Raw genomic sequence first — 24,603 nt, 5'->3', positions numbered from 1 at the left:
TACTTGGACGGCAACGTCCTGGAAAATTATATCAATGCCGGCTTTATTTTTAACCCATCTGAAACTCCAGATGGGTTTTGTGTTTAATTAATGACTATTACTACTATTGCACATATAATTACCGCTCCAATAACAATCCACAAAGTCATATACATAACCTATTTAATAATCTGTTTGGGAATAATGAACGTGAAATAATTTTTGTTTATCCCATTTTAACGTTATAGAGTCATAAAGGAAAAGATTTATGCAAATAAATATGGAATGGTTGTAGGCTTAGTTTACAATTTTAATTATAAAATATCTTCAAATCTGTAATATAAAAAGCCCCTTTCAGGGGGACTTTTTTATTATTCAAGAGGTATATCAAAGGAGCAAACTACTTCGAGATCATCAGTATTTTCCTCTACAAACTGAACTGTTATTGATTTTGAATCTGTTGAACTGTAATTTATTGTCTGGTAATGTCCGTCATATTCACCCTGATTTTCAAGATTAAGCTCAAGCTGATTACCATTTTCATCAAATACCTGCATTACAAGAGAACTTGTAACAGGTATTTTGTATTTTACTGACAAGGCATATGGAGTTGATTTGACCTGACAAATTTCAATATTGTTGCGTTCATCCGTATATACGTTATCATTTATTATGTTTGATGAAGTATCAGCAGCTGTATTTATCATAAATTCACCTGAGCCTTTAAATAAAACTCCGTCATTTGACCATGCTTCTGCTGATTCATAAAGTTCAACATTAATTTTTATATCCTGAGAATCTGTAAAGCGGCTTTCTTCAGGAATCGGGAATTGCAAAGTTCCAGTATAAGTTGAAGCACCATCATAATCGCAAATCATATCAATCCATATTTCGCTATTAATACCGGAATCATGATAGGTTTTTCCATCGATTTCAATGGTAACACCTTTTGCCCAGATATGATAATTATTTTTTATATCCGGATTTGTGTTTTCAGCAGTAAAAATAACACTTAAATTTTCTCCGTCACAAAATGCACTTTCTGCCTTAACTTTCAGACCGTCTGTTTCACAGGATTCGCTTAAAGTCTGGGCATGATTTTCAAGTTCGCTGTAATTTAACTGGTCTGCTTTGTCAACTTTATGTTGTGTTCCGTCTGCTCCCTCAGCGGTAATTTCCTGTTTTGCATTTGCTTTTGAAAATACAGAAACTATATCATCGGCAAAAGCCGCAGTCATTGCTGTACAGCCTATTACAGCAACGGCAAAAACAGGAATAATCTTTTTCTTTGACCATCTATGCTTTGAATTATTTTTTTCTATACTCATGTCAATTATCTCCTTTCGGCATTCTTCTTTAATTTGTATTTTATCCATAACTTTTTTGTAATCTTCCATTTTCATATCTGAAACTCCTTTCTTAACTTTTTTTTGAGTATATCACGTCCACGGCACAGCTGAGTTCTGACTGCAGTATCGGATCTTTGTGTTATTTGCGCAATTTCTCTTGTTGAATACTGTTCATAGTAAAACAGATGAATTACCGTTCTGTACTTTTTCGGGAGTGACATAACTGCATTATAAACTTCGTTTTCTTCCGGAGCTTCATATGTCAGCTTTTGTGCATCATCAAGAGAAACGAGATTTTTAAATCTGAATGACTTAAATATATCCTTGCAGCGATTAATAGTTACTCTTATCAGCCAAGCTTTAAGATGATTATCATCTTCAAATTTTTTTTCAGATGTAAAGCATTTTACAAAAACATCTGAAGTTACATCTTCGGCTTCAGCATAATTTTTGCAGTAAGCAAAAGCTGTTCGGAAAACAGTGTTTTTAAATTTGTCATATATAGATTCCATTTCGTTTCTCTCCATTGCTTTTTTCTCCTTTCTTTTAATTTTTGAAGTACTTCGCAATAAATACGATTAAACGCTTTAAAATGTTACAAAAATTTGAAAATACTTGACAAATTTAAAAAATTGTTGTATACTAACTGTATTAGTTTGAACGGTACACTATTTTTTATAACGGGGGTGTATACATGTTTGACCTTGATCTTCAAAGCAGAACGCCAATTTATGAACAGCTTTATAAAAAGACAATTGAACTTATTATTAAAGGTGTATTGAAAGAAAATGAACAGCTTCCCAGCGTAAGAAGTCTGGCGAAGGAAATCGGAGTAAATCCGAATACTGTTGCAAAAGCATATCAGGAACTTGAAAGAAACAAGATTATATATTCTGTTTCCGGAAGAGGAAGCTTTATTGCAAAAATTTCTGATTCATCCATTAAGGATTATATTTTAGAAGATTTTGATAATTCTGTCAATGAAGCAGTCAGAATCGGCATTACCAAAGAAGAACTGAAAAAGAGAATAGACGGGGTGGAAATATGATTGAATTAAAAGGAGTTGTCAAGAAATTTGATGATTTTAAAGTCCTTGACGGTATAGATCTTACTGTGCCGAAGGGAACGGCATTCGGACTGCTTGGTTCAAACGGTGCCGGAAAATCTACAATACTGCGCTTGCTTTCCGGTATTTATAAACAGGAAAGCGGTGAAATACTAATTGACGGAGAGCCAGTATTTGATAATCCAGAGGTCAAAAAAAGAATTTTTTTTATAAACGATGAAACTATTCAATTTACGTCTTTTACATTGGAGGAACTTAAAAATTATTATAAAAGCTTTTATCCAAAATTTTCGGAGGAACTTTTTGAAAAGCTGAGAAGTACAATTAATCTGCCGTTAAAGAAAAAATTGAATGCTTTTTCAAAGGGTATGAAGCGTCAGGCAATCGTTATTACTGCTCTTGCCTGCCAGACTGACTATCTGCTTCTTGATGAAGCATTTGACGGTCTTGATCCTACAATGAGAATTATTGTAAAGCGTATGCTTGTGGATGCAATGATTGACAGAAATCTTACAACAATTATTTCTTCACATAATCTTAAAGAAATAAATGAAGTTTGCGAAAGTGTAGCACTTCTGCATCAGGGAAAGATAATTTTTTCAAGGGATCTTGACAGTGTTAAGGGCAACATACATAAAATTCAGGTGGTATTTAAATCTGCTGATCCTGAAATGCCGCAGTATTATTCTAAAGAAGAGCTTGCCGGAACAGGTGTGGAAATTCTGCATTACGAAAAAAGTCAGAGTGTTTATCATCTTATTGCAAGGGGAGAGGTTGAGGAAATAAAGAAAAAGCTTGAACCTAAAAATCCAATTGTACTTGATATAATTCCGCTTTCTTTAGAAGAAATATTTATTTATGAAATGGAGGTGCTGGGATATGACTACAACGCCATTGAAACAGAAAACAAATAATATGTTCTGGACTAATTTTAAACTTTGTCTTAAACAAAATAAAAAGATACTTATTGTAATCAGTATTTTGCAGCTTCTGGGACTGCCCCTGATGGCGGTTATTTTAACAGATGTGGCACTTGAACCAGATGACAGTGAATTTACAAGTCAGGGATTTTTCCTGCTGATTTCTATATTCTGTCTTTTAGTATCAATAATCTGTGGGATTATTATTGCTGTCAATAATTTCAGTTATCTTCATAAAAAATCACAGGTGGATATGATTTACTCTCTGCCTATCAAAAGAAAATATAAATTTATGAGTGATTTCTTTTCGGGACTTGCAGTTTATTTAGTTCCATATATTATAGCATGCATCCTTTCTATTGGCATTTTGTTAGCTTCCGGGGTATGTATAAATGATATGGCTGAGCTGCTTGATGACAGAAATTTTTTAAGGCTGTTACTTCAGGGTGAATTTGCCTTACTGCTTATAATGACTCTTTTATATACTCTTACAGTATTCGTTTTAAACTGCTGCGGTACATTATTTGAAAGTATCATGAATATTTTTATAATAAATGCATTGATACCAGGAGTAATTGCAGTAGTTGCGGCAATGTTTTTTGCACGTCTTTATGGAGTTTCGGTGTTTGATACTATACTGCCTGTTCTGGGATATACAAGTCCGGTTGGTGCAGTAATTTATCTGTGCTATCTTTTAAATACAGATGCTTTTGTGTATTCAGACGCATTTGGATGTATTTCGGCAGGAGTTTACGGTAAATGGGCAGCATTTTTCCTGTTGTTTACAGCGGCAGTTTTTTTACTTTCATTATTTTTATATCTGAAAAGAAAAGCTGAGGACGTTTCAAAGCCGTATGTTTATAAACAGCTTTACCATTTTGTTATAACTGCAATATTAATGGCTATTTCACTTATTGCAAGATATGATATAACAACCATTGTACCTGTTATTGTATTCTCTCTTATTGTTTATCTTATTTTTGAAGTTATTACAAACAGAGGCTTTAAAAAAATTTATAAATCTCTGATCCGCTATGCTGTTACTATGGTTTCCATTTTTGTTGTTTGCATTATTGCTGTGGGAACTAACGGATTCGGAGCAGAGAGCAAGGTTCCTTCTGCAAGCTCTGTAAAAAGTGTGAATGTGGACTATCAGGGATTTGACCGTAGCGTTGTTTTAGGATATGGATTATATTATTATGATTATCAGAAATCTGACAGAGTTTATGATCAGGAAGAAATTATTAAAAAGGTTATAGAAGTTCAGGAGGACGCTCTGGATACATATTACAGTGGTGAATTCCAGTATTCATTCTTTGACGGTTATAATTATTATTCAGACTCTTACGATCCGGGAACTTATGATGATGGTACTCCTAAGGAAGACTATCCTCAGTATGAGATTGAGATAATTTACAATCTGAAAAACGGTTCAAAAATAAAAAGGACATACACTCTTACCTATGAACAGATAAGCAAGCTGTTTATTCTTGATTCTACTCCGCAGATGAGTGCATTTATTGAGAAAAATCTAATGAATTCAATCAGATATGAAGAATACTATAATGATAAAAAACGTGTTTTATATTCTGTTTATATTTCCAGCTTGCTGAATGTGACTTCAAATGAATACAGCATAAAACTTTCTCAGGCAAAGGAACTTTGTAAGGCATATGCTGAAGATTACAGTAATATGACAACTGATCAGATGCTGACAGAAAATATATATTGCTATATTAACAGTGAATATCCTGTAAGGGAATCATTTAAAAATACAATAGCATGTATAAAAAAATATAATATGACAGTACCTGATATTTTAAAATCTGATTTTGATTATTCAACTGAAATGGCAGTAATGTATCCTCCTGAAGCTTTGAAGTGCTGGGGAGCAGACGTTATAACTGCTTCCTTTGGTGCAACATATCTGGAACAGTCAAAGGGAAGAATGTTAAATTATGAACAATTTGCCAGCATTATAAAAATGAAAATGCTGAGAGCACCTTATTATGAAGAAAGTGACTGCTATTGTGTTAAATACAACGGAGAGATTTATATTATACCATCAGATTTTACTGATGAGGCAGAAAACTTGTATAGCAAGCTCAGTGAAAATGAATTTATCGTATCAAAAGAACTTCTGATTGAAGATCTCAGATACGGTGATAATATAGATATAAATGATATTATAAAAAAATATGGTATGGAATATAGTCCGGAGCTTTACAATGAACTGACACTTCTGCAGGAGATGGCTTGTAAGTATTATGATGAATATGAATCTTTTGAGGATTATTATGACACATATTATGGCTATTATGATATGTCAATATACAACTCTGAAAAAGCTAAATGGGATAGCTGGCTGAACTTCTATAAATTCTACGGGTATGTAAGTCTTGACAGTTATCTTGAAATCCACCCCAATGAAGATAAAAATGAAGTTTCAGAGGAATGGCAAAATTATATTTCTGTTTTTAATGAGCTGAACCAGCAGCAAAAATAGATTTTCTCCTATCAATCAAAAACCGCTCTTGCCGTCAGGCAGAGCGGTTTTTGTATTTATTGATAACTGTGGGGAAAATAAATATAAGTAAAGTAATAAATTCTGCTGCCGGAACAGCTGCCCATATTGCTGATGGATTTATAATAGGGAGAATAAAAACAAGTACAGAGCTTATTATGAATCCCCTGAAAAGACAAATCATAAGTGCTTTTACTGACCTTAATGTTGACTGAAAATAATTTTGCATAAAAATATTTATTCCCATTATACAAAAAGCTATAAAATATACTCTTACCGCCGTTACGGCAGCAGGAACAATGTCCTCAGACAAATTTATGAAAATACCGGAAATCTGTTCCGGAAAAATCATTCCCATAATTGTAAATAACAATCCTGTAATAAATGATACTGTTACTCCAAGCCTGCATACAGCATTTATACGATTCATTTTCTGTGCACCCAGATTTACTGCAATAACTGGCTGAGCCGCCTGTGATATGCCATTTATGACTGAAACAACAGTCATAGATGTATTTGAGATGATTCCGTAAATAGCAACTCCGGTTTCTCCAAAATATTTAAGCAAACGTATATTGAATATATAAATCAGCGCTCCGGATGCAATATCAGTAATAAAAACAGGAAATCCTGTTATAAATATTTTTTTATAAATCTGAATATTTAATTCACGAAAATACAGACTCAGTGAATTCTTTTTGGTAAAGAAGTGAATGCAGACAACTCCCATATTGAAAATAAGACCAATAATGGACGCAAATGCAGCACCGAACATTCCCCATTCAAGAATATACATGAAAATAATATCAAGTATAATATTTAAAATTCCTCCGCATACTGAACCAGCCATGGCAATTTTGGGAGACTGGTCATTTCTTACAAATGCCTGAAGCATTGATGAAAAAATAAAAAATGGTATTCCGGGAATTACAGGAAGCATATATGATTTAATATATTCAAAGGTAATATCACTGCTTCCCAAAAAATTCATTATGGGATGGAAAAAAAGGCTGAGTATAGCAATATATAAAACTGAAAGGACTGCTCCGGCAGTTACTGAGCCGGTAAAATAAGCTTTGCCTTCTGATTTATCATTTCTGCCGAAGGCAACTGACATGAGAACAGATCCTCCAATGCCAAGAAGATTGCCTGTACCGAAAAATATCATTATAAGTGGGAAAATTATATTAAGTCCGGCAAGTGCATCTGCACCGATTTTGTTTCCGATCATAATGGTATCAGCAAGTATATATATAGATGTTACCATAGTTGCCAGAACGGATGGAACAAGATAATGAAAAAAGGTTTTTCTTATAGGTGCTTCAAGCAAATTGATTTCTTTCATTTTATGTCTCCTGAAAAATTATGTGTAAATAACTGAAAGTATTTAAGACAATACCGCTTAATCAATGGCTATTTCCTTAATCAAGATGGTCGGGAAGGTTTATATGATTACATTGAGCTTTCATTCAGAAGTCTCTGCTTCAAATCCCATAGCTTTCCGGAAAGATCCACATAATATTTATGAGGATTTTCAAAACGCTTGACCTCATCCCAGATATAAGACAGCTGTACTTTGGAATAATCTCTTATTTCTTCAATGGACGGTAAAGAATATACACATTCTCCGTTTATGAAAATTGGTACCTGTAAATTTTTTGCGGTAAATCCTTCAAGCTTTTTCCTTTTATAGGTAAATTCCGGATCAAAAATTTCATAGGGTTTTGTTTCGTCAATTTCTTCATCATGCATCAGAATCACATCTGCCAGAGCCATACCAGTTTTTTTGCAGAAAAGTCTTACTGGTTTTTTAAATCCAGGATTAGTTATTTTTGAAGCATTTTCCGAAAGCTTTATTTTAGGAATAATTTCTCCGTTTTCTTCTATAGCTGTAAGCTTGTAAACCCCGCCGAAAACCGGTTCTGATTTACTTGTTACCAGTCTTTCGCCTACTCCGAAGCTGTCTATTTTTGCACCCTGCATAAGCAGATCTCTTATTATATATTCGTCCATTGAATTTGAAACTACAATTTTACAGTCCGGGAATCCTGCCTCATCCAGCATCTTTCTTGCCTTTTTGGAAAGGTATGCAATATCGCCGCTGTCAATTCTTATACCGCCCGGACGTATACCCTTAGCGGCAAGCTTTTCAAATACTTTTATAGCGTTCGGCACTCCGGATTTAAGAACATTGTAGGTATCTGCCAGAAATACACAGTTTTCCGGATAAACATCAGCATAAGCTTCAAATGCTTCAAGCTCTGTAGGAAAAAGCTGAATCCAGCTGTGTGCCATAGTACCCAGTGCAGGAACATTAAATTCCCTGTCAGCAATGGTACAGGCAGTACCGCAGCAGCCGCCTATATATGAAGCTCTTGCACCAAGTATTGCACCATCGCTTCCCTGAGCACGTCTTGAACCGAATTCCATAACAGGTCTGCCGTCTGCCGCACGGACAATGCGGCTTGCTTTGGTAGCAATTAAGCTTTGATGATTTATGGATAAAAGTACCATTGTTTCAATAAGCTGTGCCTGTATAGCCGGTCCTTTGACTGTTATAAGAGGTTCTCCCGGGAACACCGGCGTACCCTCAGGAACGGAATAAATATCACAGATGAATCTGAAATTTTTAAGATATTCAAGAAATTGATCAGAGAAAATATTTTTGCTTTTAAGATATTCAATATCCTCATCTGTAAATTTCAGATTTTTGATATAATCTATAACCTGTTCCAGTCCGGCAAAGATTGCATAGCCGCCGCCGTCCGGCACACGTCTGAAAAACATGTCAAAATAAACAGTCTTTTCTCCCTGACCGTGAAGGAGATATCCGTTGCCCATTGTCATTTCATAAAAATCTACAAGCATGGAAAGATTACGGTTATTCATTGATTTCAATTCCTCCTGTAAGCTTAATTCCGTTTATATTCATTATTTCAAGTGATGCTATATTCATATAATTTTTGTCGTGAGTTGTGCTGTGATATGTTTCTGTCATATTAAGGGGTACTATAATCTCTGATTCTTTATTAATTTCATTAAAATATGTTTTAAGACAAAGACAGAAATTAAGTACGCATATATCGGTACAGTCACCGCAGACTATATAGCTGCTTTTATCTGGATTTTCTTTCAGAAATTCTTTAAATCCCGGAGCATGAAAACCGTTTGTTGAGTTTTTTTCTATGACCTGAAATCCGCCGATTTTAGTAAGTTCCTTTACAATTTGGCTTTCTTCACTTCCGGTAAGACAATGCTCAGGAAATGAGGAAAATTCGCACGAGTTCTCGCTGTGACTGTCGGCAAATGCTATTGATGTTATTTTATTTCTGTTGCAGTAGTTAAGAAAATTGCATACCGGAGGAATAATACTTTCAATTTTTTTGTCATGAAGTGCTCCTGTGCGGATAAAACCGTTTATTATATCTACCATGACAAAAACGGTATTATTACAGTTTAGCTTGTCCGCCGGAATTTTTGCAAGTTCCGCAAATCCAGCCACTGAACCGCAGATGATGTCAGAGTGCTTTTGATTTAAGTTGTCATCAGAGCTGAATATCATTTTATTCCTCCCGAATATACATAATAATTATATTATATGTATAATTATTTTTTAAATTCATATAGAAAAATAAAAGGGCGTTTTAAGCCCTTTTACTTATAAAATTATTAAAAAATATCTGCAAATAGTTTTAGATCAACCCATAAGTTTTACCATTACTGCTTTCTGAGCATGCAGGCGGTTTTCTGCTTCTTCAAATATTTCCTTTGCATGTTCTTCAAAAACCTTAGCAGTAATTTCTTCCTCACGGTGAGCCGGCAGACAGTGCATTACAAGAGCGTCCTTGTTTGCAAGAGCCATGATATCATCATTTATCTGATAGCCTTTAAACGCTATTCGACGTTCGTTTGCTTCGGATTCCTGACCCATTGAAGCCCATACGTCAGTAAGCAGAATATCTGCATGTTCAGCCGCTTTTTTAGGATCATCAGTAATAGTAAAGCAGTCATATCCGGATGCAAAATCCATAACTTCCTTTGCAGGACGGTAATTTTCCGGAGTTGCAGCGGCAACTTCCATACCGACTTTTAGTCCTCCCACAATAAGAGAATTTGCCATGTTATTGCCGTCACCGATATAGCACATTTTCAGTCCGTCAAAGCTTCCCTTGAATTCACGGATTGTCATAAGATCCGCCAGAACCTGACATGGATGTGAAAAATCTGTAAGACCATTTATAATCGGAATATTGCCATATTCTGCCAGATCTTCAACTTCTTTCTGGTCGAATGTACGAATCATAATTCCGTCAATATAGCGAGAAAGAACACGGGCAGTATCCTGAACAGGTTCACCTCTGCCTATCTGGAGTTCGTTAGCGGAAAGAAACAAAGGATATCCGCCCAGCTGATACATTCCTGTTTCAAAGGAAACACGAGTCCTTGTGGATGCTTTCTGGAAAATCATTCCTAGAGATTTCCCTTTAAGATGCGGATGTGGAATACCATGTTTGAGTTCATATTTCAGCTGATCTGCTAAATTTAAGATGTCAATAATTTCGTCCTTGCTAAGATCCAGCATTTTAAGTAAATGTTTCATATTGATTCACCATACCTTTCATTATTTGGAGTTTAAAACATTTTTCAATATTTCAAGACCTTTGTCTATTTCGTCATAGGTAATATTAAGCGGAGGAAGAAGTCTTACCTTTTCCTTGGCAGTAAGGAGCATCAGTCCGTTTTCCAAAGCTGCAGCAGCAACATCAGAAGCTTTTTTTGTTTTGAGAGAAATACCGATCATCATTCCAAGACCGCTTGTGCCTGCAACTTCGTCGATAGTTTCAAGATTATCCCTTATGTACTTGCCCTTTGCGGTTACCTCTTCAAGGAATCCGTCTGAATTAACCTTATCAATAACAACATTCCCGCCGGCACATGCAATAGGATTGCCTCCGAAAGTTGAACCATGAGTACCCTTTGAGAGTACGTCATCACATTTTTCATCTGCAAGACAAGCGCCTATCGGAACTCCTCCGGCAAGACCTTTTGCAAGAGTTGTCACATTTGGTTTTACTCCGAAATGTTCTGACGCTAAAAATTTACCGGTTCTGCCAACACCTGTCTGCACTTCGTCGGCAATCAGAAGAATATCGTTTTCACGGCATATCTCAGCCACTTGTTTTACATAGTCCTTATCAAGAGCTATAACGCCGCCTTCTCCCTGAACAAATTCAAGCATTACCGCACATATGGTTCCGTTAAGTTTGCTTTTAAGATCATCAATATCGTTAGCTTTGGCGTTTATAAATCCTTCTGCAAACGGGAAAAAGTAATTATGAAAACTATCCTGACCGGTTGCAGAAAGAGTACAAAGAGTTCTTCCGTGGAAGGAATTGACAAGTGTAATTATATTATGACGACCTTTTCCGTATTTGTCAAAGCTGTATTTCCTTGCAAGCTTTATAGCACATTCATTTGATTCTGCTCCGGAATTTCCGAAGAAAATTTTTGAATATCCCGTTGTCTTGCAAAGCTTTTCAGCAAAGTCTGCCTGAACCTTTGTATAGTAATAATTTGATGTATGCTGGATTGTTCTTACCTGGGTGCATACTGCGTCAGCCCAGTCATTATCGCAGAATCCCAGACAGTTAACTCCGATTCCGCTTCCGAAGTCAATATACTCCTTACCGTTTTCATCAGTTGCAGTTCTTTTTTCACCCTTATCAAAAACTACGCCGAAACGACCATAAGTATGCATGACGCTGCTGTCAAATTTTTCAATTGTATTCATCTTTTTATATCCATCTCCATTCTGATGACAAAATTATCGTAAATTATCAGTAATATCTGAAATACATAACAATCACTGCAATTATCATAAATAATCCGCAGCTTATCAGAATTTTCTCAGCTGTACCGTCTTCTTCAGGAACAAAGTGTCTGGGATTTTTCCTGCTGATACGGATTTTTATAGCTTTTCCTTTTTGAAACCGAAAAGCATCTTCGGGAAAAAATTTATATGAAACTCCGGAATATTCTTTGCCGTTTACTGTGTATTTAACAATCGGTGCTATTGTAACCGTTTCTACTCTGGAAACTTTTTTTATGGATTTTTCAATGCCTGTAATAGTTCCCATGGTATGAATGCCGAACCTTGTGCGGTTTAAATGTATTAATATTCCTGCTATAATAATTATCATACCGATAATTACAGGGGATATGAGAATAATTTTTTCCATATTATTTAAATTGTGTACCAATTCCCTCGCTTGAGAGAATTTCAATAAGAATAGAGTGAGGGACTCTTCCGTCAATAATGGAAGTTTTCTTTACACCTCTTCTTACTGCTTCAACACAACAGTCAATTTTTGGAATCATTCCGCCTGAAATTATACCCTGACGCTTCATAAACGGAACTTCGCTTACATTTACAAAAGGAATAAGAGTATTCGGGTCTTCCTTGTTTCTTAAAAGTCCGGCAATATCGGTCATAAGAATAAGATTTTCCGCACCCAGTTCTGCGGCAATTCTTGATGCAGCTGTATCAGCGTTTACATTATATGTCTGACCGTCTGTACCGCATGCGACTGTTGCTATTACAGGAATACAGCCGTTGTTCAGAGCATCAGTAATCGGCTTGGTATTTACTTTTTTGATGTTTCCAACATATCCGTAATCCTCGCCGTTTTCACCTTCAGCTCTTTCAGCAATAAGCATTTTTCCGTCAATACCGCAAAGACCGATTGCATTTCCCTTATGTTCTGCAAGAAGAGCTACCAGATCCTTGTTTACCTTTCCGGCAAGAACCATTTTTACAATATCAATAGTTTCCTTATCAGTATATCTCAGACCGTTTATAAACTTGCTTTCAATGCCCAGCTTTTTGAGCATATCGCTTATTTCCGGACCGCCGCCATGAACCAGTACAACCTTAATGCCCACAAGAGAAAGCAGAACAATATCACTCATTACCGCCTGTTTAAGATCTTCGTTTGTCATAGCGTTTCCGCCGTATTTTACAACAATAACCTTATTATTATAATTTTGTATATAGGGCAGAGCGTCCATTAAAACCTTTGCCCTTATATTATTTGATATATCCATTTTCAAAACTCCATTTTAAATCAGCTTCTGTAATCTCCGTTGATTTTTACATAATCGTAAGTCAGATCACAGCCCCATGCAACTGCTGAACTTTCGCCGTCGCCTATATTAATAAGTACTTTAATTTCTTCTTCCATAAGGATCTTTTTCGCTTCTTCTTCGGAGAACGGAACTCCTGCACCGTTTCTGCATACCGCAATTTTTCCGGCATCTGATGCGAGATCTACATCTACCTTGTTTATGTCAAATTCAGCATCTGCATATCCTACTGCACATAAAATACGTCCCCAGTTAGCGTCCTCACCGAAAATTGCTGCTTTGAAAAGACTGGAAGTAATAACCGATTTTGCAACAGTTTTAGCTGTTATGAAGTCATCAGCTCCCGAACATACGCATTCAATAAGCTTTGTAGCACCTTCGCCGTCCCGTGCCATCATTCTTGCAAGGTTCATCATAACAACATAAAGAGCATTCTGGAATACTGCAAAATCTTCACTTTCACTGTTTATTTCTGAATTCTCTGCCATACCGTTTGCCAGTACACAGCACATGTCATTAGTTGACTGATCTCCGTCAACGCTTACCATATTAAGGGTTGTTTTGACCGTGTCGCTTAAGGCACGCTGTAAATATTCCGGAGAAATCGAAACGTCTGTCGTGATAAAGGAAAGGGTTGTAGCCATGTTGGGGTGAATCATACCGCTTCCTTTAAGCATGCCGCCCATAACACATTTTTTACTATTAATTTCAAATTCAACGGCGACTTCTTTAGGCACTGTATCCGTCGTCATAATAGCTTCAACTGCCGCACTGTTGCCCTCATAGCTTACGCCCTTGCAAAGTTCTGGCATACCCTTTTCAATCGGTTCGATAGGAAGCGGCTGACCGATAACTCCGGTTGAAGCAACTATAAAATCAGTGGGTTCAAGACCAGACTGAGAAGCCGCAAGCTCACACATTTTCTGTGCCTTTTCAACGCCGTCTGCATTACATGTATTGGCATTTACAGAGTTCACAATAACTCCTCTTGCTTTGCCGTCGGCAATATTTTTCTTTGTTACCGCAATGGGAGCACCCTTAACCTTATTGGAAGTATAAACTGCAGCTGCACTGCACTCCTTGTCAGCAATAATTACAGCAAGGTCATTTTTCTTCTGTGTAACCTCTGCTCCGGCATGAGCCAGTCCGCACTGTATTCCATTAGCCTTAAAACCCTGTGCGGCACAGATACCGCCGTCAATATATTTAAATCCTTCAAATTCAACTTTATTAATCATAGCTTTGTCCTTTTAAATCAATCCAGTAGTTTCATCAATACCCATCATAATGTTCAGGCACTGAACTGCTGCACCTGACGCACCTTTTCCGAGATTATCAAGTCTTGAGCAAAGCAGCATTTGTTCTGAATCCCCGAAAACATAAAGTTCCATTTTATTTGTACCGCTTAAGCCGTTTGAAGTCAGGAAACCGTCCGGTACGCATTCGCTGCCTGCCGGCATTACTTCAACAAGCTTTGCGTCCCTGTAATTTTCATAAAGAGCTTCCCGTACCTGTTCAGGTGTATATTTTTTCTGAAGAAGTCTGCCCTGCAAAGGTACAGATACAACCATACCGCTGTAATAATTGTCAACGATAGGATTAAACATCGGTTTATATGCAAGACCGGATATTTTCTGCATTTCCGGAAGGTGCTTGTGATTCATGTTAAGTGCATACTGTCTTGGGCTTAAAAGCTCTGCCGGTTTGTTTTCGCTTTCATAAGCGGCAATAGCTTTTTTTCCTGCACCGCTGTAGCCTGATGTTGCGTATGCAAAAACCGGATAGTATGGCGGAATTATTCCCGCTTTTACAAGAGGATATACAATAGAAATGAATCCGCTTGCATAGCATCCGGGATTGGCAACTCTTTTTGAAGTCCGGATTTTTTCCCTGTGTTCAGGGGAGAGTTCCGGGAAACCATAAGCCCAGTCCGGATTTGTTCTGTGTGCGGTAGAAGCGTCAATGATTCTTACATGATCGTTTTCAACCAGTGAAACAGCTTCGATCGCCGCAGCGTCCGGCAGACACAGAAAGGTAAAATCTGAAGCGTTTATAAATTTTTTTCGCTCATTTATATCCTTTCGCTTGTCCTCGTCTATTTTCAAAAGTTCAATATCATTTCTTCCCTTAAAACGTTCAAGAATTTTAAGACCTGTCGTACCTTCCTGACCGTCAATATAAACCTTTACCATTGTTTTAATCTCCATTCTGCCGCTGTCAGCGTCAGTACCAATAAATGAAAATCCCCCAAGCGGCAATGGAGATTTTCGGCATGTTCTGCGGTTGCCGCTTTGCGGCGAGCAGAACGCCTGTTTGAATCAGATTAGCGTGATTTTTCACGCTGCTCTCCAATTCATTTACCATTTGCGGCTGTTTTTTCCGCTTTCGTCCCGACAGCACCGCCATACGCTTAAACCAAGAGTAGCAGCAAGCATTATAACAGTCCATACGATAGAAGCTTTTGCACCGAGATTAAGCAAAAATGTTAAAGTTATTTCTCCCAGTATCCATATTAGCATAGCCGCAACGGTAAGCAATATAATAAAAACTATGTGTTTTTTATTCATAATAAGTCTCAGTTTATTCCGTATTCATCAAAATAAGGCTTTAATGTTTTCATTGCATTATCTATCTGTTTTTTTACAGCTTCCGGTGCAGGACCTCCGTAAGATTTTCTTTCTCCGGCACATGTTTCCAGACTGATTGCTTTGTAGATGTCCTCGTCAAACAGTACTGAAAGCTCTCTGTAGCTTTCAAGAGGAAGCGTTTCAAGAGTAAGCCCCTTGTCTATACATTCAGCAACAAGTCTTCCTGTAATTTTGTAAGCATCTCTGAAAGGCATTCCATGCTTTACAAGATAGTCTGCACAGTCTGTAGCGTTTATAAATCCGCCGGCAGCAGCAGCCCTCATTTTGTCCTTGTTTACTTTCATAGTTTCAATCATAGGAATGAAGGTCTTAAGGCAAAGCTTTACATTGTCAACAGAATCAAAAATAGCTTCCTTGTCCTCCTGCATATCTTTGTTGTATGCAAGCGGCAGTCCCTTAAGCATTGAAAGAAGAGTCATAAGATTTCCGTTTACTCTTCCGGCTTTGCCTCTTATAAGCTCTGTGATATCAGGATTTTTCTTCTGGGGCATTATTGAAGAACCTGTAGCGTATGCATCATCAAGTTCAATAAATTTAAATTCCCATGAACACCACATTATGATTTCTTCTGAAAATCTTGAAAGATGAGTCATAATAAGAGAAATCGCACATCCAAGCTCTACGCAGAAATCTCTGTCAGATACGCCGTCAAGGCTGTTTTCCATAGGTCTGTCAAAGCCCAGTAAATCTGATGTCATCTGTCTGTTTATAGGGTATGTGGTGCCTGCCAGAGCGCAGCTGCCAAGGGGACATTCATTCATTCTTCCGGCAGCATCGCAAAGTCTCTGATAATCTCTTGTGAGCATCTGAACATATGCCATAAGATGATGTGCAAAGGTGACAGGCTGTGCTCTCTGAAGATGAGTGTAACCGGGCAGAATAGTTTCAGTATGCTTCTGTGCCAGATCGCAAAGTGCTTTGCAGAGCTTTAAAACAAGAACCTTTATTTCAGTTATTTCATCTCTCAGATAAAGACGGATATCAACTGCTACCTGATCGTTTCTGGAACGGGCAGTATGAAGTCTTTTTCCCACATCTCCCAGACGTTTGGTAAGTTCGGCTTCAATAAACATATGAATGTCTTCGGCGGTCATATCCATTTCAAGACTGCCGTCTTCAATATCTTTAAGTATGTCCTTTAATCCTTCGATTATTTTACTGCTGTCATCCTTCGAGATTATTCCGCATTCTCCAAGCATTGTCGCATGAGCAATACTGCCTTGAATATCATGGCGGTACATTCTTCCGTCAAAGGAAATTGATGAATTGAAGGCGTTGACCGTTTCGTCTACTTCTTTGGAAAATCGTCCTGCCCACATTTTATCTGCCATATCGTTAAATCCTTTCAGTATATGTCTATAAGCACATAGGGGCGAACAGAATATGTCCGCCCACAGATATTTTTATTTTATTATAAATTATTTATTGTTTCTTTTCTGATCCAGCTTTGCCTTAACCTTGATCGGCAGTCCGAACAGGTTGATAAAGCCAGCACTGTCAGCCTGATTGTAAACTTCATCAGCATCAAAGGTTGCAACTTCTTCATCATAAAGAGTATATGGTGAAGTAACTCCGGCATTAATGATATTGCCCTTATAAAGCTTAAGCTTTACATCACCTGTAACAGTTTTCTGAGTTTCTGTAACGAATGCGCTCAAAGCTTCACGGAGAGGAGTATACCACTGACCGTTATATACGATATCAGCAAACTTGATTCCGATGTACTGCTTCATTCTTGCTGTTTCCTTGTCAAGTGTGATAGTTTCGAGAACTTCGTGTGCATGATAAAGAATAGCACCGCCGGGAGTTTCATAAACACCTCTGGACTTCATACCAACCAGACGGTTTTCAACTAAGTCTGCAAGACCGATACCGTTTTCTCCGCCGAGCTTGTTGAGAGTTTCAACGATTTCTACCGCACCCATATTCTTGCCGTCAATAGCTGTAGGTACACCTTTTTCAAAGTGAATTGTTACATAAGTCGGCTTGTCCGGAGCCTGGATAGGAGAAACACCCATTTCAAGGAATCCCGGCTTTTCGTACTGAGGTTCATTTGCAGGATCCTCAAGATCCAGACCTTCATGAGAGAGATGCCAGATATTCTTGTCCTTTGAATAGTTTGTTTCACGGTTTATTTTAAGAGGAATGTTATGTGCTTCAGCGTAGTCAATTTCTTCATCTCTTGACTGAATATCCCAGATTCTCCATGGAGCAATGATAGGCATATCAGGAGCAAATGCTTTTATTGCCAGTTCAAAACGAACCTGATCGTTGCCCTTGCCTGTGCAGCCGTGGCAGATAGCGTCAGCACCCTCTTTGATTGCAATTTCAGCAATTCTCTTTGCAATGATAGGACGTGCAAAGGAAGTACCAAGCATGTATCTGTTTTCGTAAATTGCACCAGCCTGAACGGTAGGGAAAACGTAGTCGGTGATAAATTCTTCTGTAAGGTCTTCTATATAAAGTTTTGAAGCACCTGTTTTCTTGGCTTTTTCTTCAAGACCTTCAAGTTCACTTGCCTGACCTACATTTCCTGAAACTGCAATAACTTCGCAGTTGTTGTAGTTTTCCTTAAGCCACGGAATAATGATTGATGTATCAAGACCGCCGGAATAAGCTAAAACTACTTTTTTTATTTCCTTATTTGTTTTTGGTTTATTCATAATGGTAATCCTCCGGAATTTAAAAAATTATTAATTACATTATACACCTTTATGCATAAATGTCAAGAGTTTTTTGCATAAATATGCAATTTTTTTGAAAATATACATTATATATACAGAAAATATGTATATATACATTATGGATGAGGCTGATTTTGCCTGTATGCATCCATTATATCCTTAAAAACCTCCCCATTTGACGGCGGGGTCCATGTAATGGCATTAGCGCCGGCTTCAATTGTACGGAGAATGGATTCATCTGTCGGACCTCCGGTTGCTATGATCGGAAATTCCGGAAATTCTTTTCTGATATCTCTTACGATCTCAGCGGTTTTCTGGGCTGCGGATACATTAAATATAGTAGCACCTGATTCTACTCTCTCACGGTAATCCACACTGTCATTTACAACAGTTACTATAACCGGGATATCTATCTGTTCACTCAGCTTCCGGATTATTTCATTTGATGTAGGAGCGTTTACTACAACTCCGGTAGCCCCCTGCATTTCAGCATAATGGGCAAGGTTTAAAACTCTGTTTCCGCTGGTAAGACCGCCGCCCACTCCTGCAAATACCGGAATGTCTGCCGCAAGCATAACAGCCTGTGTTATTATAGGCTGTGGAGTGAAGGGATAAACAGCAATAACAGCGTCGGCATTTACATTTCTTATAATACAGACGTCGGTTGTGAATACCAGAGATTTAATTCTCTTTCCGAATACTATAATGCCGCTGCATTCTTTTATGACTGCCGGCACTCTGAGTGCAAATTTTCTCAGTGTACCGCTTATCTGGGGAGGAGTCACTTTTGACATAAATATCATCTCCTTGACAGTTAATGCTCCGCATTTTAAAATTTCTGATTTAAATGAATACAATATTTATTTTAATTATAACTTATTTTTTTCCATATTACAATAAATTTCACAATTTTTTCATAAGGATAACGCCTTAATTGCGTATTTAGGTATTGCACAAAGAATCGTTTTTTGTTATAATAGAAAGGAAATCGTTTTTTACTGTACCAGAAGAAGGTACATTCAGAAAGGAATAAAATATGAAGACTATTGGAATTATTGGTGCAATGCCGTCAGAGCTTGCTGATATAAGAAATACTCTTACCGGATCTGTAATAAAAAATTATTCCGGATTTGATTTTTATATAAATACTTATGGAGACAAGCTTGTGATAAATGCCTGCTGCGGTATTGCAAAGGTAAACGCAGCAGTATGCACTCAGGTCATGATCGATCATTTTGATGTGGATGCCATTATAAATACAGGTGTTGCCGGAGGTATGGATACTTCGGTGAAGGTATGCGATATCGTTGTATCAAACGAAGTGCTGCCCCATGACCTTGAGCTGAAATTTTTAAATAACTATCCGCCTTACAACGGAATTTTCAAGGCTGATGAAAAACTTATAAATACTGCATGCAGCGTGTGCAAAGAATTCGGCTTTGACAGCCATGTAGGAAGAGTTGTTTCCGGAGAATCATTTATTTCAAGCAGTGAGGTTAAAAAGGAAATCTGCGATAAATTTTCTCCGCTTGCTGTGGATATGGAAACTTCCGCTATCGGTCATTGTGCATTTATGAACAAAATTCCTTTTGTAAGCATCAGATGTATTTCTGATAATGCTGATGACGAGGGTGAAATGACATTTGATGAATTTGAAAAAATTGCAGCAAAGAGAGTGGCAGATGTAGTTCTGGCAATAATAAAAAAGATATAATGATACGCAATGCCTTTACTGTAAAAAATCTTTTTCGTAAAAATGAATGGAGAACAGCAGTTGAATCAGGAAAAAACAATTGAAGAATATATGAGTGCTGCAGCCGGGATCATTTCCGGCAGAAACAAACCGATGACCGCATGTGTCCATAGCTATGGCTGTCAGCTTAATTTTTCCGACGGTGAAAAAATAAAAGGAATGCTTCTTAAAATGGGATGCGTTCTGACGGACAAGCCGGAGGACGCAGGAATCGTTATTTTTAACACCTGTGCTGTAAGAGAAAATGCTGAGGACAGAGTTTTCGGGAATCTCGGATATATCAAGCATTACAAGGAAAAAAATCCGGAAATGATAATATGTCTTTGCGGATGTATGGCGTCTCTTGAACATGTGGTTGAAAAAATAAACCGGTCATATAAATATGTGGATATTGTTTTCAGTTCTTCTGCTCTGGATAAATTTCCGAAGCTTCTGCTTGAAAAGCTTACAGGTGAAAAACATATTTTTGATACCAATGAGTATGATATGCCTGTGGAGGGTCTGGAACAGGCAAGGGACAGCCGTTTTAAAGCATCTGTACCTATAATGTTCGGGTGCAATAATTTCTGCACATATTGTATAGTACCGTACGTCAGAGGCAGGGAACGCAGCCGCAGACCAGAAGACATTATCAGTGAAGTGAAAAACCTTGCAGCGTCAGGGTATAAGGAAATAATGCTTCTGGGTCAGAATGTCAATTCATACGGCAGAGATCTTCCCGACGGCGTGGACTTCCCCGGACTTCTTGAGCTTATCAATGAGATTGAAGGAGACTTTATAATAAGATTTATGTCGTCCCACCCTAAAGATGCCGGTAAAAAACTTATTGATACTATAATCCGCTGTGAAAAAGCCGGCAAGCATCTTCATCTTCCGGTGCAAAGCGGAAGCAATGATATTCTTGAAAAGATGAACCGGAAATACACAATTGAAAAATATATGGAAACAATTGATTATGCACGAAGCATAATTCCTGATTTTTCATTTACTACAGATATTATTGTCGGTTTTCCAAATGAATCTGACGAGGATTTTGAACAAACTCTGGAGCTTATGAAAGCTGTGAAATATGACAATATATATTCATTTATCTATTCAAAGCGTTCAGGAACGAAAGCGGCTGAAATGGAAGACCGTATTTCAGACGAGGAAAAGAGCCGGCGTATGACAAAGCTGCTGGCACTTCAGCGTGAAATTTCAACGGAAAGCTATAAACGGTTTATCGGCAGGACAATGCGGGTTCTAGTTGACGGCAAGGGAAAAAGAGAAGGTACTATGACCGGTAAAAGCGGAGAATTTATTATAGTGGAATTTGAGGGAGATGAATCCCTGGAAGGCAGTTTTGTGAATGTGAAAATAACCGGTGCTAAAAACTGGGCAGTAACCGGAAAAATTATAAATTAAAAGGAGAAATTAAAATGGATACTATTTCAATGGCAAGAGAGTTAGGAAAGCTTATTCAGGCAGATCCCAGATATGATGCATATATAAAGGCTAAGGAAACAAATGACAAGGACGATGAGCTTCAGAAGCTTATCGGTGAATTTACTATGAAACGCTATGAGCTGAACATGGAAATGTCGAAAACTGACAAGGACGCTGACAAGCTTAAAGAACTGGACGGAACTATAAAAAATATTTACGGTGAAATAATGGTCAATCCGAATATGGTGGCTTTCAATGCTGCAAAAAATGCCATGGACGGAATGCTTGCGGAAATTAACAATATTATAACTGCTTCTGCAAACGGTGAAGACCCTGAAACCTGTCCGTCACAGCCAAGCGGATGCTCAGGAAGCTGTTCCACATGCGGCGGTTGCCACTGATTGACGTAAATAAGAACCTGCATTTTGACTTTTTCATAATTTTGAAAAGGTCAAATTGCATAATTGGAGGTTATTAATGGAAATTGACAGATCCAAAATCTCTCCTATGATGAACCAGTATCTGGACGCTAAGGAAGCATATCCTGATACAATACTATTCTTTCGTGTGGGCGATTTTTACGAGATGTTTTTTAATGATGCACTTTTAGCGTCCAAAACTCTTGAGCTTACGCTGACCGGTAAGGACTGCGGACTTGAGGAGAGAGCGCCTATGTGCGGCGTCCCTCACCACAGCAGTGAGATCTACATAAAAAAGCTTATTGAAGCCGGATATAAAGTTGCAATATGCGAACAGCTTACAGATCCTGCTGAAAGCAAAGGACTAGTACAGAGAGATGTTATAAGGGTTGTTACTCCGGGAACGCTTATTGAAAGCAGCATGTTAAACGATGAAAATAATAATTATATCTGCTGTGCTTATTATGACAATGAAATTTGCGGAATGTGTTTTGCGGATATTTCTACCGGCGAAGTTCGCCTTGCAGAAACAAAGGGAAAAAATCCCGAACCTGAAATCATTGATCTGCTTTCCAGATATACTCCGTCGGAAGTGATTTTTAATTCGGAATTTCTTTCTCTTAAATCTTCTGTGGATTTTATTAAGGCAAAACTTGGCAGTTCTGTAACATTAAGAGAATCGGAATGCTTTAATCCGGATCTGAAAAAAGAAGCAGTGTTCAAGCAGTTTTCCGTATCTTCTATGGATATGCTGGGACTCGCTGAAAGCGGTGCGGATGTATGTGCAGTATGCGGACTGTTTGACTATATAGGCGATACCCAGAAAACCCTCACCGGAAGATTTACAGCTATTGAACGTCAGGATACATCTTCTGTAATGGCTCTTGATCTGACTGCAAGGCGTAACCTTGAACTTACTGAAACGCTCAGAAACAAAGAGAAAAAAGGTTCTCTCCTCTGGGTACTGGATTCTACGAAAACCTCTATGGGAAAAAGACTGCTGAAGTCATATATTGAACAGCCTCTTACCAGTCCGGCGAGAATTATTGACAGACTGGAAGCAGTGGAGCAGTTTGTGAAAAATCCTGTAGTGCTTATGGAAGTCGGGGATATTTTAGAGCGTGTTTATGATATTGAACGTCTTATGACGAGAGTAATGTACAAAACAGCAACACCCAGAGATCTCAAATCCCTATCCGTTACGTCACTCCAGTTGCCGTGTCTGAAAGAACAGCTTAAAAAGCTTTCGGGTTCAAAGCTTTTAAATTCTCTTGAAAGCAGTATTTCAACACTTGAGGATATTTCAAATCTTGTTGAAAATGCTATAATTGATGAACCTCCGGTATCTGTTAAGGACGGCGGAGTTATTAAGGACGGTTTTAATGAAGAGCTTGACAGCCTGCGTCATATAATGACAAGCGGCAAGGATATTATTGCTGAAATCGAACAGCGGGAGCGTGAGCAGACCGGAATAAAGGGTCTGAAAATCGGATTTAACCGTGTGTTCGGGTATTATATTGAGGTCACACGTTCCTACTATGACCTTGTGCCAGACAGGTATATCAGAAAGCAGACTCTTGCAAACTGTGAAAGATTTATTACCGAAGAGCTTAAAAATGCCGAAAATAATATATTGGGTGCCAAAGACAAGGCTTTAAGGCTTGAAGCAGATATTTTTTCAGAAATACGTGACTTCTTAGCTTCAAAGCTTCAAAGCGTCCAGAGGACTGCTTCGGCTGTTGCGGCAGTTGATGTACTTGCCTCCTTTGCTGATGTTTCAATGAAAAATAATTATACCCGTCCGGAAATAGCCATTGATGGTGTTATTGATATTCATGACGGAAGACACCCTGTTGTGGAACTTATGCTGACCGATGAGGTTTTTGTGCCTAATGACATTTACCTTGATACCGGTTCAAGCAGAATGTCAATTATAACCGGACCTAATATGTCAGGTAAATCAACCTATATGAGACAGACGGCACTTATTACTTTAATGGCACAGATTGGCTGTTTCGTTCCTGCATCCTATGCTAAAATTTCAATAGTTGACAGGATTTTTACAAGAGTCGGAGCATCTGATGATCTGACTGCCGGACAGAGTACGTTTATGGTAGAAATGAGCGAGGTTGCGGATATCCTGAAATTTGCAACCAAAAACAGTCTTGTAATTCTCGATGAGGTAGGACGAGGTACGTCCACCTTTGACGGAATCAGTATTGCAAGGGCAGTGGCAGAGCATATCTGCAATTCACGGTCACTGGGATGCAAAACTCTGTTTGCAACTCATTATCATGAACTGATTGAACTGGAAAATATTATGGACGGTGTTAAAAATTACAGTATTGCAGTCAGAAAAAACAAGGACGGAATAAGATTTTTAAGAAAAATAGTACGGGGCGGAGTTGATGAAAGCTACGGTATTGAGGTTGCAAAGCTTGCCGGACTGCCTGAAAAGGTTGTAAAGCGGGCAAGAGAGCTTCTTGCTGAAATGGAGCTTGAAAATAAGCCGTCCAAAGCAAGTAAGCAGGACGACGGACAGATGACTTTCGGCAGTGTAAGCCGTGATATTCTGGCAGACCGTTTAATAAAAACTAATGTTGCGGAGCTTACTGACAGTGAATGCCGTGAGCTTCTGGAAGAACTTGCAGAACTGGCGGCGGAGAAATAAATTTTTATAAATGAAAGGGTGT

The 24,603-nt window shown here is 38.0% G+C and carries 22 protein-coding genes; 7 read left to right on the top strand and 15 right to left on the bottom strand.

The annotated features are described in order from the left end of the window. Nucleotides 1–350 precede the first annotated feature (350 nt). On the bottom strand, nucleotides 351–1,382 hold the full coding sequence (locus ACI4WO_RS03005) for a DUF4179 domain-containing protein (protein WP_439806079.1): 1,032 nt from the start codon (nucleotides 1,380–1,382) through the stop codon (nucleotides 351–353). Beyond that, nucleotides 1,379–1,855, bottom strand: a complete 477-nt coding sequence (locus tag ACI4WO_RS03000) for a sigma-70 family RNA polymerase sigma factor (protein WP_439806078.1) — start codon at nucleotides 1,853–1,855, stop codon at nucleotides 1,379–1,381. The genes ACI4WO_RS03005 and ACI4WO_RS03000 overlap by 4 nt, the downstream gene beginning before the upstream one ends. 167 nt (nucleotides 1,856–2,022) lie before the next feature. Here ACI4WO_RS03000 and ACI4WO_RS02995 point away from each other — a divergent pair, with 167 nt between their 5' ends. From ACI4WO_RS02995 to ACI4WO_RS02985, 3 genes are read left to right on the top strand one after another with little or no spacing between them, the layout of a single operon-like run. Beyond that, the gene (locus tag ACI4WO_RS02995; protein WP_439806077.1) at nucleotides 2,023–2,376 is read left to right on the top strand and encodes a GntR family transcriptional regulator; all 354 of its coding nucleotides are present in this window, start codon (nucleotides 2,023–2,025) and stop codon (nucleotides 2,374–2,376) included. After that, nucleotides 2,373–3,308: an ABC transporter ATP-binding protein gene (locus tag ACI4WO_RS02990; RefSeq protein ID WP_439806076.1), complete on the top strand. Its 936-nt coding sequence runs from the start codon at nucleotides 2,373–2,375 to the stop codon at nucleotides 3,306–3,308. Before ACI4WO_RS02995 ends, ACI4WO_RS02990 begins: the two co-directional genes overlap by 4 nt. Next, entirely contained in the window at nucleotides 3,274–5,820 is a 2,547-nt protein-coding gene (locus ACI4WO_RS02985) for a hypothetical protein (RefSeq protein ID WP_439806075.1), read from the top strand. Before ACI4WO_RS02990 ends, ACI4WO_RS02985 begins: the two co-directional genes overlap by 35 nt. A 34-nt stretch (nucleotides 5,821–5,854) precedes the next feature. On the opposite strand, the gene ACI4WO_RS02980 is transcribed toward ACI4WO_RS02985, so the two are convergent. The 13 genes from ACI4WO_RS02980 to ACI4WO_RS02920 form a co-directional block, all read right to left on the bottom strand. Next, complete coding sequence (locus tag ACI4WO_RS02980; protein WP_439806074.1) at nucleotides 5,855–7,183, bottom strand: MATE family efflux transporter; 1,329 nt, start codon at nucleotides 7,181–7,183, stop codon at nucleotides 5,855–5,857. A 107-nt stretch (nucleotides 7,184–7,290) separates the two neighbouring features. Continuing rightward, nucleotides 7,291–8,727, bottom strand: coding sequence for a nicotinate phosphoribosyltransferase (locus ACI4WO_RS02975; RefSeq protein ID WP_439806073.1), 1,437 nt, complete (start codon nucleotides 8,725–8,727; stop codon nucleotides 7,291–7,293). Beyond that, nucleotides 8,720–9,400 (bottom strand): isochorismatase family cysteine hydrolase, encoded by a 681-nt coding sequence (locus ACI4WO_RS02970; protein ID WP_439806072.1) that lies wholly within the window; start codon nucleotides 9,398–9,400, stop codon nucleotides 8,720–8,722. Before ACI4WO_RS02970 ends, ACI4WO_RS02975 begins: the two co-directional genes overlap by 8 nt. 135 nt (nucleotides 9,401–9,535) lie before the next feature. After that, on the bottom strand, nucleotides 9,536–10,438 hold the full coding sequence (argF, locus tag ACI4WO_RS02965; RefSeq protein WP_439806071.1) for an ornithine carbamoyltransferase: 903 nt from the start codon (nucleotides 10,436–10,438) through the stop codon (nucleotides 9,536–9,538). Between the two features lie 21 nt (nucleotides 10,439–10,459). Next, on the bottom strand, nucleotides 10,460–11,629 hold the full coding sequence (locus tag ACI4WO_RS02960; RefSeq protein WP_439806070.1) for an aspartate aminotransferase family protein: 1,170 nt from the start codon (nucleotides 11,627–11,629) through the stop codon (nucleotides 10,460–10,462). Nucleotides 11,630–11,675: 46 nt separating this feature from the next. Next, entirely contained in the window at nucleotides 11,676–12,077 is a 402-nt protein-coding gene (locus ACI4WO_RS02955) for a DUF3592 domain-containing protein (RefSeq protein ID WP_439806069.1), read from the bottom strand. Between the two features lies 1 nt (nucleotide 12,078). Next, the gene (gene argB, locus ACI4WO_RS02950) at nucleotides 12,079–12,942 is read right to left on the bottom strand and encodes an acetylglutamate kinase (protein ID WP_439806068.1); all 864 of its coding nucleotides are present in this window, start codon (nucleotides 12,940–12,942) and stop codon (nucleotides 12,079–12,081) included. A gap of 20 nt (nucleotides 12,943–12,962) precedes the next feature. Next, on the bottom strand, nucleotides 12,963–14,219 hold the full coding sequence (argJ, locus tag ACI4WO_RS02945; protein WP_439806067.1) for a bifunctional ornithine acetyltransferase/N-acetylglutamate synthase: 1,257 nt from the start codon (nucleotides 14,217–14,219) through the stop codon (nucleotides 12,963–12,965). Nucleotides 14,220–14,231: 12 nt separating this feature from the next. Continuing rightward, nucleotides 14,232–15,173, bottom strand: a complete 942-nt coding sequence (gene argC, locus ACI4WO_RS02940; RefSeq protein WP_439806066.1) for an N-acetyl-gamma-glutamyl-phosphate reductase — start codon at nucleotides 15,171–15,173, stop codon at nucleotides 14,232–14,234. A gap of 165 nt (nucleotides 15,174–15,338) precedes the next feature. Then, on the bottom strand, nucleotides 15,339–15,548 hold the full coding sequence (locus ACI4WO_RS02935; RefSeq protein WP_439806065.1) for a hypothetical protein: 210 nt from the start codon (nucleotides 15,546–15,548) through the stop codon (nucleotides 15,339–15,341). A gap of 8 nt (nucleotides 15,549–15,556) precedes the next feature. Beyond that, entirely contained in the window at nucleotides 15,557–16,960 is a 1,404-nt protein-coding gene (argH, locus tag ACI4WO_RS02930) for an argininosuccinate lyase (protein ID WP_439806064.1), read from the bottom strand. A gap of 87 nt (nucleotides 16,961–17,047) precedes the next feature. Continuing rightward, complete coding sequence (locus ACI4WO_RS02925; RefSeq protein WP_439806063.1) at nucleotides 17,048–18,292, bottom strand: argininosuccinate synthase; 1,245 nt, start codon at nucleotides 18,290–18,292, stop codon at nucleotides 17,048–17,050. A gap of 137 nt (nucleotides 18,293–18,429) precedes the next feature. Further along, nucleotides 18,430–19,107, bottom strand: a complete 678-nt coding sequence (locus tag ACI4WO_RS02920) for a hydrolase (RefSeq protein WP_439806062.1) — start codon at nucleotides 19,105–19,107, stop codon at nucleotides 18,430–18,432. A gap of 242 nt (nucleotides 19,108–19,349) precedes the next feature. On the opposite strand from ACI4WO_RS02920, the gene ACI4WO_RS02915 reads away from it, so the two are divergent. The 4 genes from ACI4WO_RS02915 to mutS all read left to right on the top strand — a co-directional run bounded on the left by ACI4WO_RS02915 (nucleotide 19,350) and on the right by mutS (nucleotide 24,581). Next, on the top strand, nucleotides 19,350–20,027 hold the full coding sequence (locus ACI4WO_RS02915; protein ID WP_439806061.1) for a 5'-methylthioadenosine/adenosylhomocysteine nucleosidase: 678 nt from the start codon (nucleotides 19,350–19,352) through the stop codon (nucleotides 20,025–20,027). Nucleotides 20,028–20,087: 60 nt separating this feature from the next. Continuing rightward, complete coding sequence (miaB, locus tag ACI4WO_RS02910) at nucleotides 20,088–21,470, top strand: tRNA (N6-isopentenyl adenosine(37)-C2)-methylthiotransferase MiaB (RefSeq protein WP_439806060.1); 1,383 nt, start codon at nucleotides 20,088–20,090, stop codon at nucleotides 21,468–21,470. A 14-nt stretch (nucleotides 21,471–21,484) separates the two neighbouring features. Next, nucleotides 21,485–21,892 (top strand): YlbF family regulator, encoded by a 408-nt coding sequence (locus tag ACI4WO_RS02905; protein WP_439806059.1) that lies wholly within the window; start codon nucleotides 21,485–21,487, stop codon nucleotides 21,890–21,892. A 76-nt stretch (nucleotides 21,893–21,968) separates the two neighbouring features. Further along, nucleotides 21,969–24,581, top strand: coding sequence for a DNA mismatch repair protein MutS (mutS, locus tag ACI4WO_RS02900; protein WP_439806058.1), 2,613 nt, complete (start codon nucleotides 21,969–21,971; stop codon nucleotides 24,579–24,581). Nucleotides 24,582–24,603: the final 22 nt, after the last annotated feature.

The organism is Porcipelethomonas sp., assembly GCF_051893655.1.
Taxonomy (GTDB): domain Bacteria; phylum Bacillota; class Clostridia; order Oscillospirales; family Ruminococcaceae; genus Porcipelethomonas.
Note: the sequence above shows the minus strand (reverse complement) of the source record. Positions and strands in the feature narration are given on the sequence as shown.

Bases quoted from the DNA above. Each gene is read 5' to 3' on its own strand.
- ACI4WO_RS03005 (WP_439806079.1), bottom strand. From the start codon at position 1,382: ATGAAAATGGAAGATTACAAAAAAGTTATGGATAAAATACAAATTAAA.
- ACI4WO_RS03000 (WP_439806078.1), bottom strand. From the start codon at position 1,855: ATGGAGAGAAACGAAATGGAATCTATATATGACAAATTTAAAAACACT.
- ACI4WO_RS02995 (WP_439806077.1), top strand. From the start codon at position 2,023: ATGTTTGACCTTGATCTTCAAAGCAGAACGCCAATTTATGAACAGCTT.
- ACI4WO_RS02990 (WP_439806076.1), top strand. From the start codon at position 2,373: ATGATTGAATTAAAAGGAGTTGTCAAGAAATTTGATGATTTTAAAGTC.
- ACI4WO_RS02985 (WP_439806075.1), top strand. From the start codon at position 3,274: ATGACTACAACGCCATTGAAACAGAAAACAAATAATATGTTCTGGACT.
- ACI4WO_RS02980 (WP_439806074.1), bottom strand. From the start codon at position 7,183: ATGAAAGAAATCAATTTGCTTGAAGCACCTATAAGAAAAACCTTTTTT.
- ACI4WO_RS02975 (WP_439806073.1), bottom strand. From the start codon at position 8,727: ATGAATAACCGTAATCTTTCCATGCTTGTAGATTTTTATGAAATGACA.
- ACI4WO_RS02970 (WP_439806072.1), bottom strand. From the start codon at position 9,400: ATGATATTCAGCTCTGATGACAACTTAAATCAAAAGCACTCTGACATC.
- argF (WP_439806071.1), bottom strand. From the start codon at position 10,438: ATGAAACATTTACTTAAAATGCTGGATCTTAGCAAGGACGAAATTATT.
- ACI4WO_RS02960 (WP_439806070.1), bottom strand. From the start codon at position 11,629: ATGAATACAATTGAAAAATTTGACAGCAGCGTCATGCATACTTATGGT.
- ACI4WO_RS02955 (WP_439806069.1), bottom strand. From the start codon at position 12,077: ATGGAAAAAATTATTCTCATATCCCCTGTAATTATCGGTATGATAATT.
- argB (WP_439806068.1), bottom strand. From the start codon at position 12,942: ATGGATATATCAAATAATATAAGGGCAAAGGTTTTAATGGACGCTCTG.
- argJ (WP_439806067.1), bottom strand. From the start codon at position 14,219: ATGATTAATAAAGTTGAATTTGAAGGATTTAAATATATTGACGGCGGT.
- argC (WP_439806066.1), bottom strand. From the start codon at position 15,173: ATGGTAAAGGTTTATATTGACGGTCAGGAAGGTACGACAGGTCTTAAA.
- ACI4WO_RS02935 (WP_439806065.1), bottom strand. From the start codon at position 15,548: ATGAATAAAAAACACATAGTTTTTATTATATTGCTTACCGTTGCGGCT.
- argH (WP_439806064.1), bottom strand. From the start codon at position 16,960: ATGGCAGATAAAATGTGGGCAGGACGATTTTCCAAAGAAGTAGACGAA.
- ACI4WO_RS02925 (WP_439806063.1), bottom strand. From the start codon at position 18,292: ATGAATAAACCAAAAACAAATAAGGAAATAAAAAAAGTAGTTTTAGCT.
- ACI4WO_RS02920 (WP_439806062.1), bottom strand. From the start codon at position 19,107: ATGTCAAAAGTGACTCCTCCCCAGATAAGCGGTACACTGAGAAAATTT.
- ACI4WO_RS02915 (WP_439806061.1), top strand. From the start codon at position 19,350: ATGAAGACTATTGGAATTATTGGTGCAATGCCGTCAGAGCTTGCTGAT.
- ACI4WO_RS02905 (WP_439806059.1), top strand. From the start codon at position 21,485: ATGGATACTATTTCAATGGCAAGAGAGTTAGGAAAGCTTATTCAGGCA.
- mutS (WP_439806058.1), top strand. From the start codon at position 21,969: ATGGAAATTGACAGATCCAAAATCTCTCCTATGATGAACCAGTATCTG.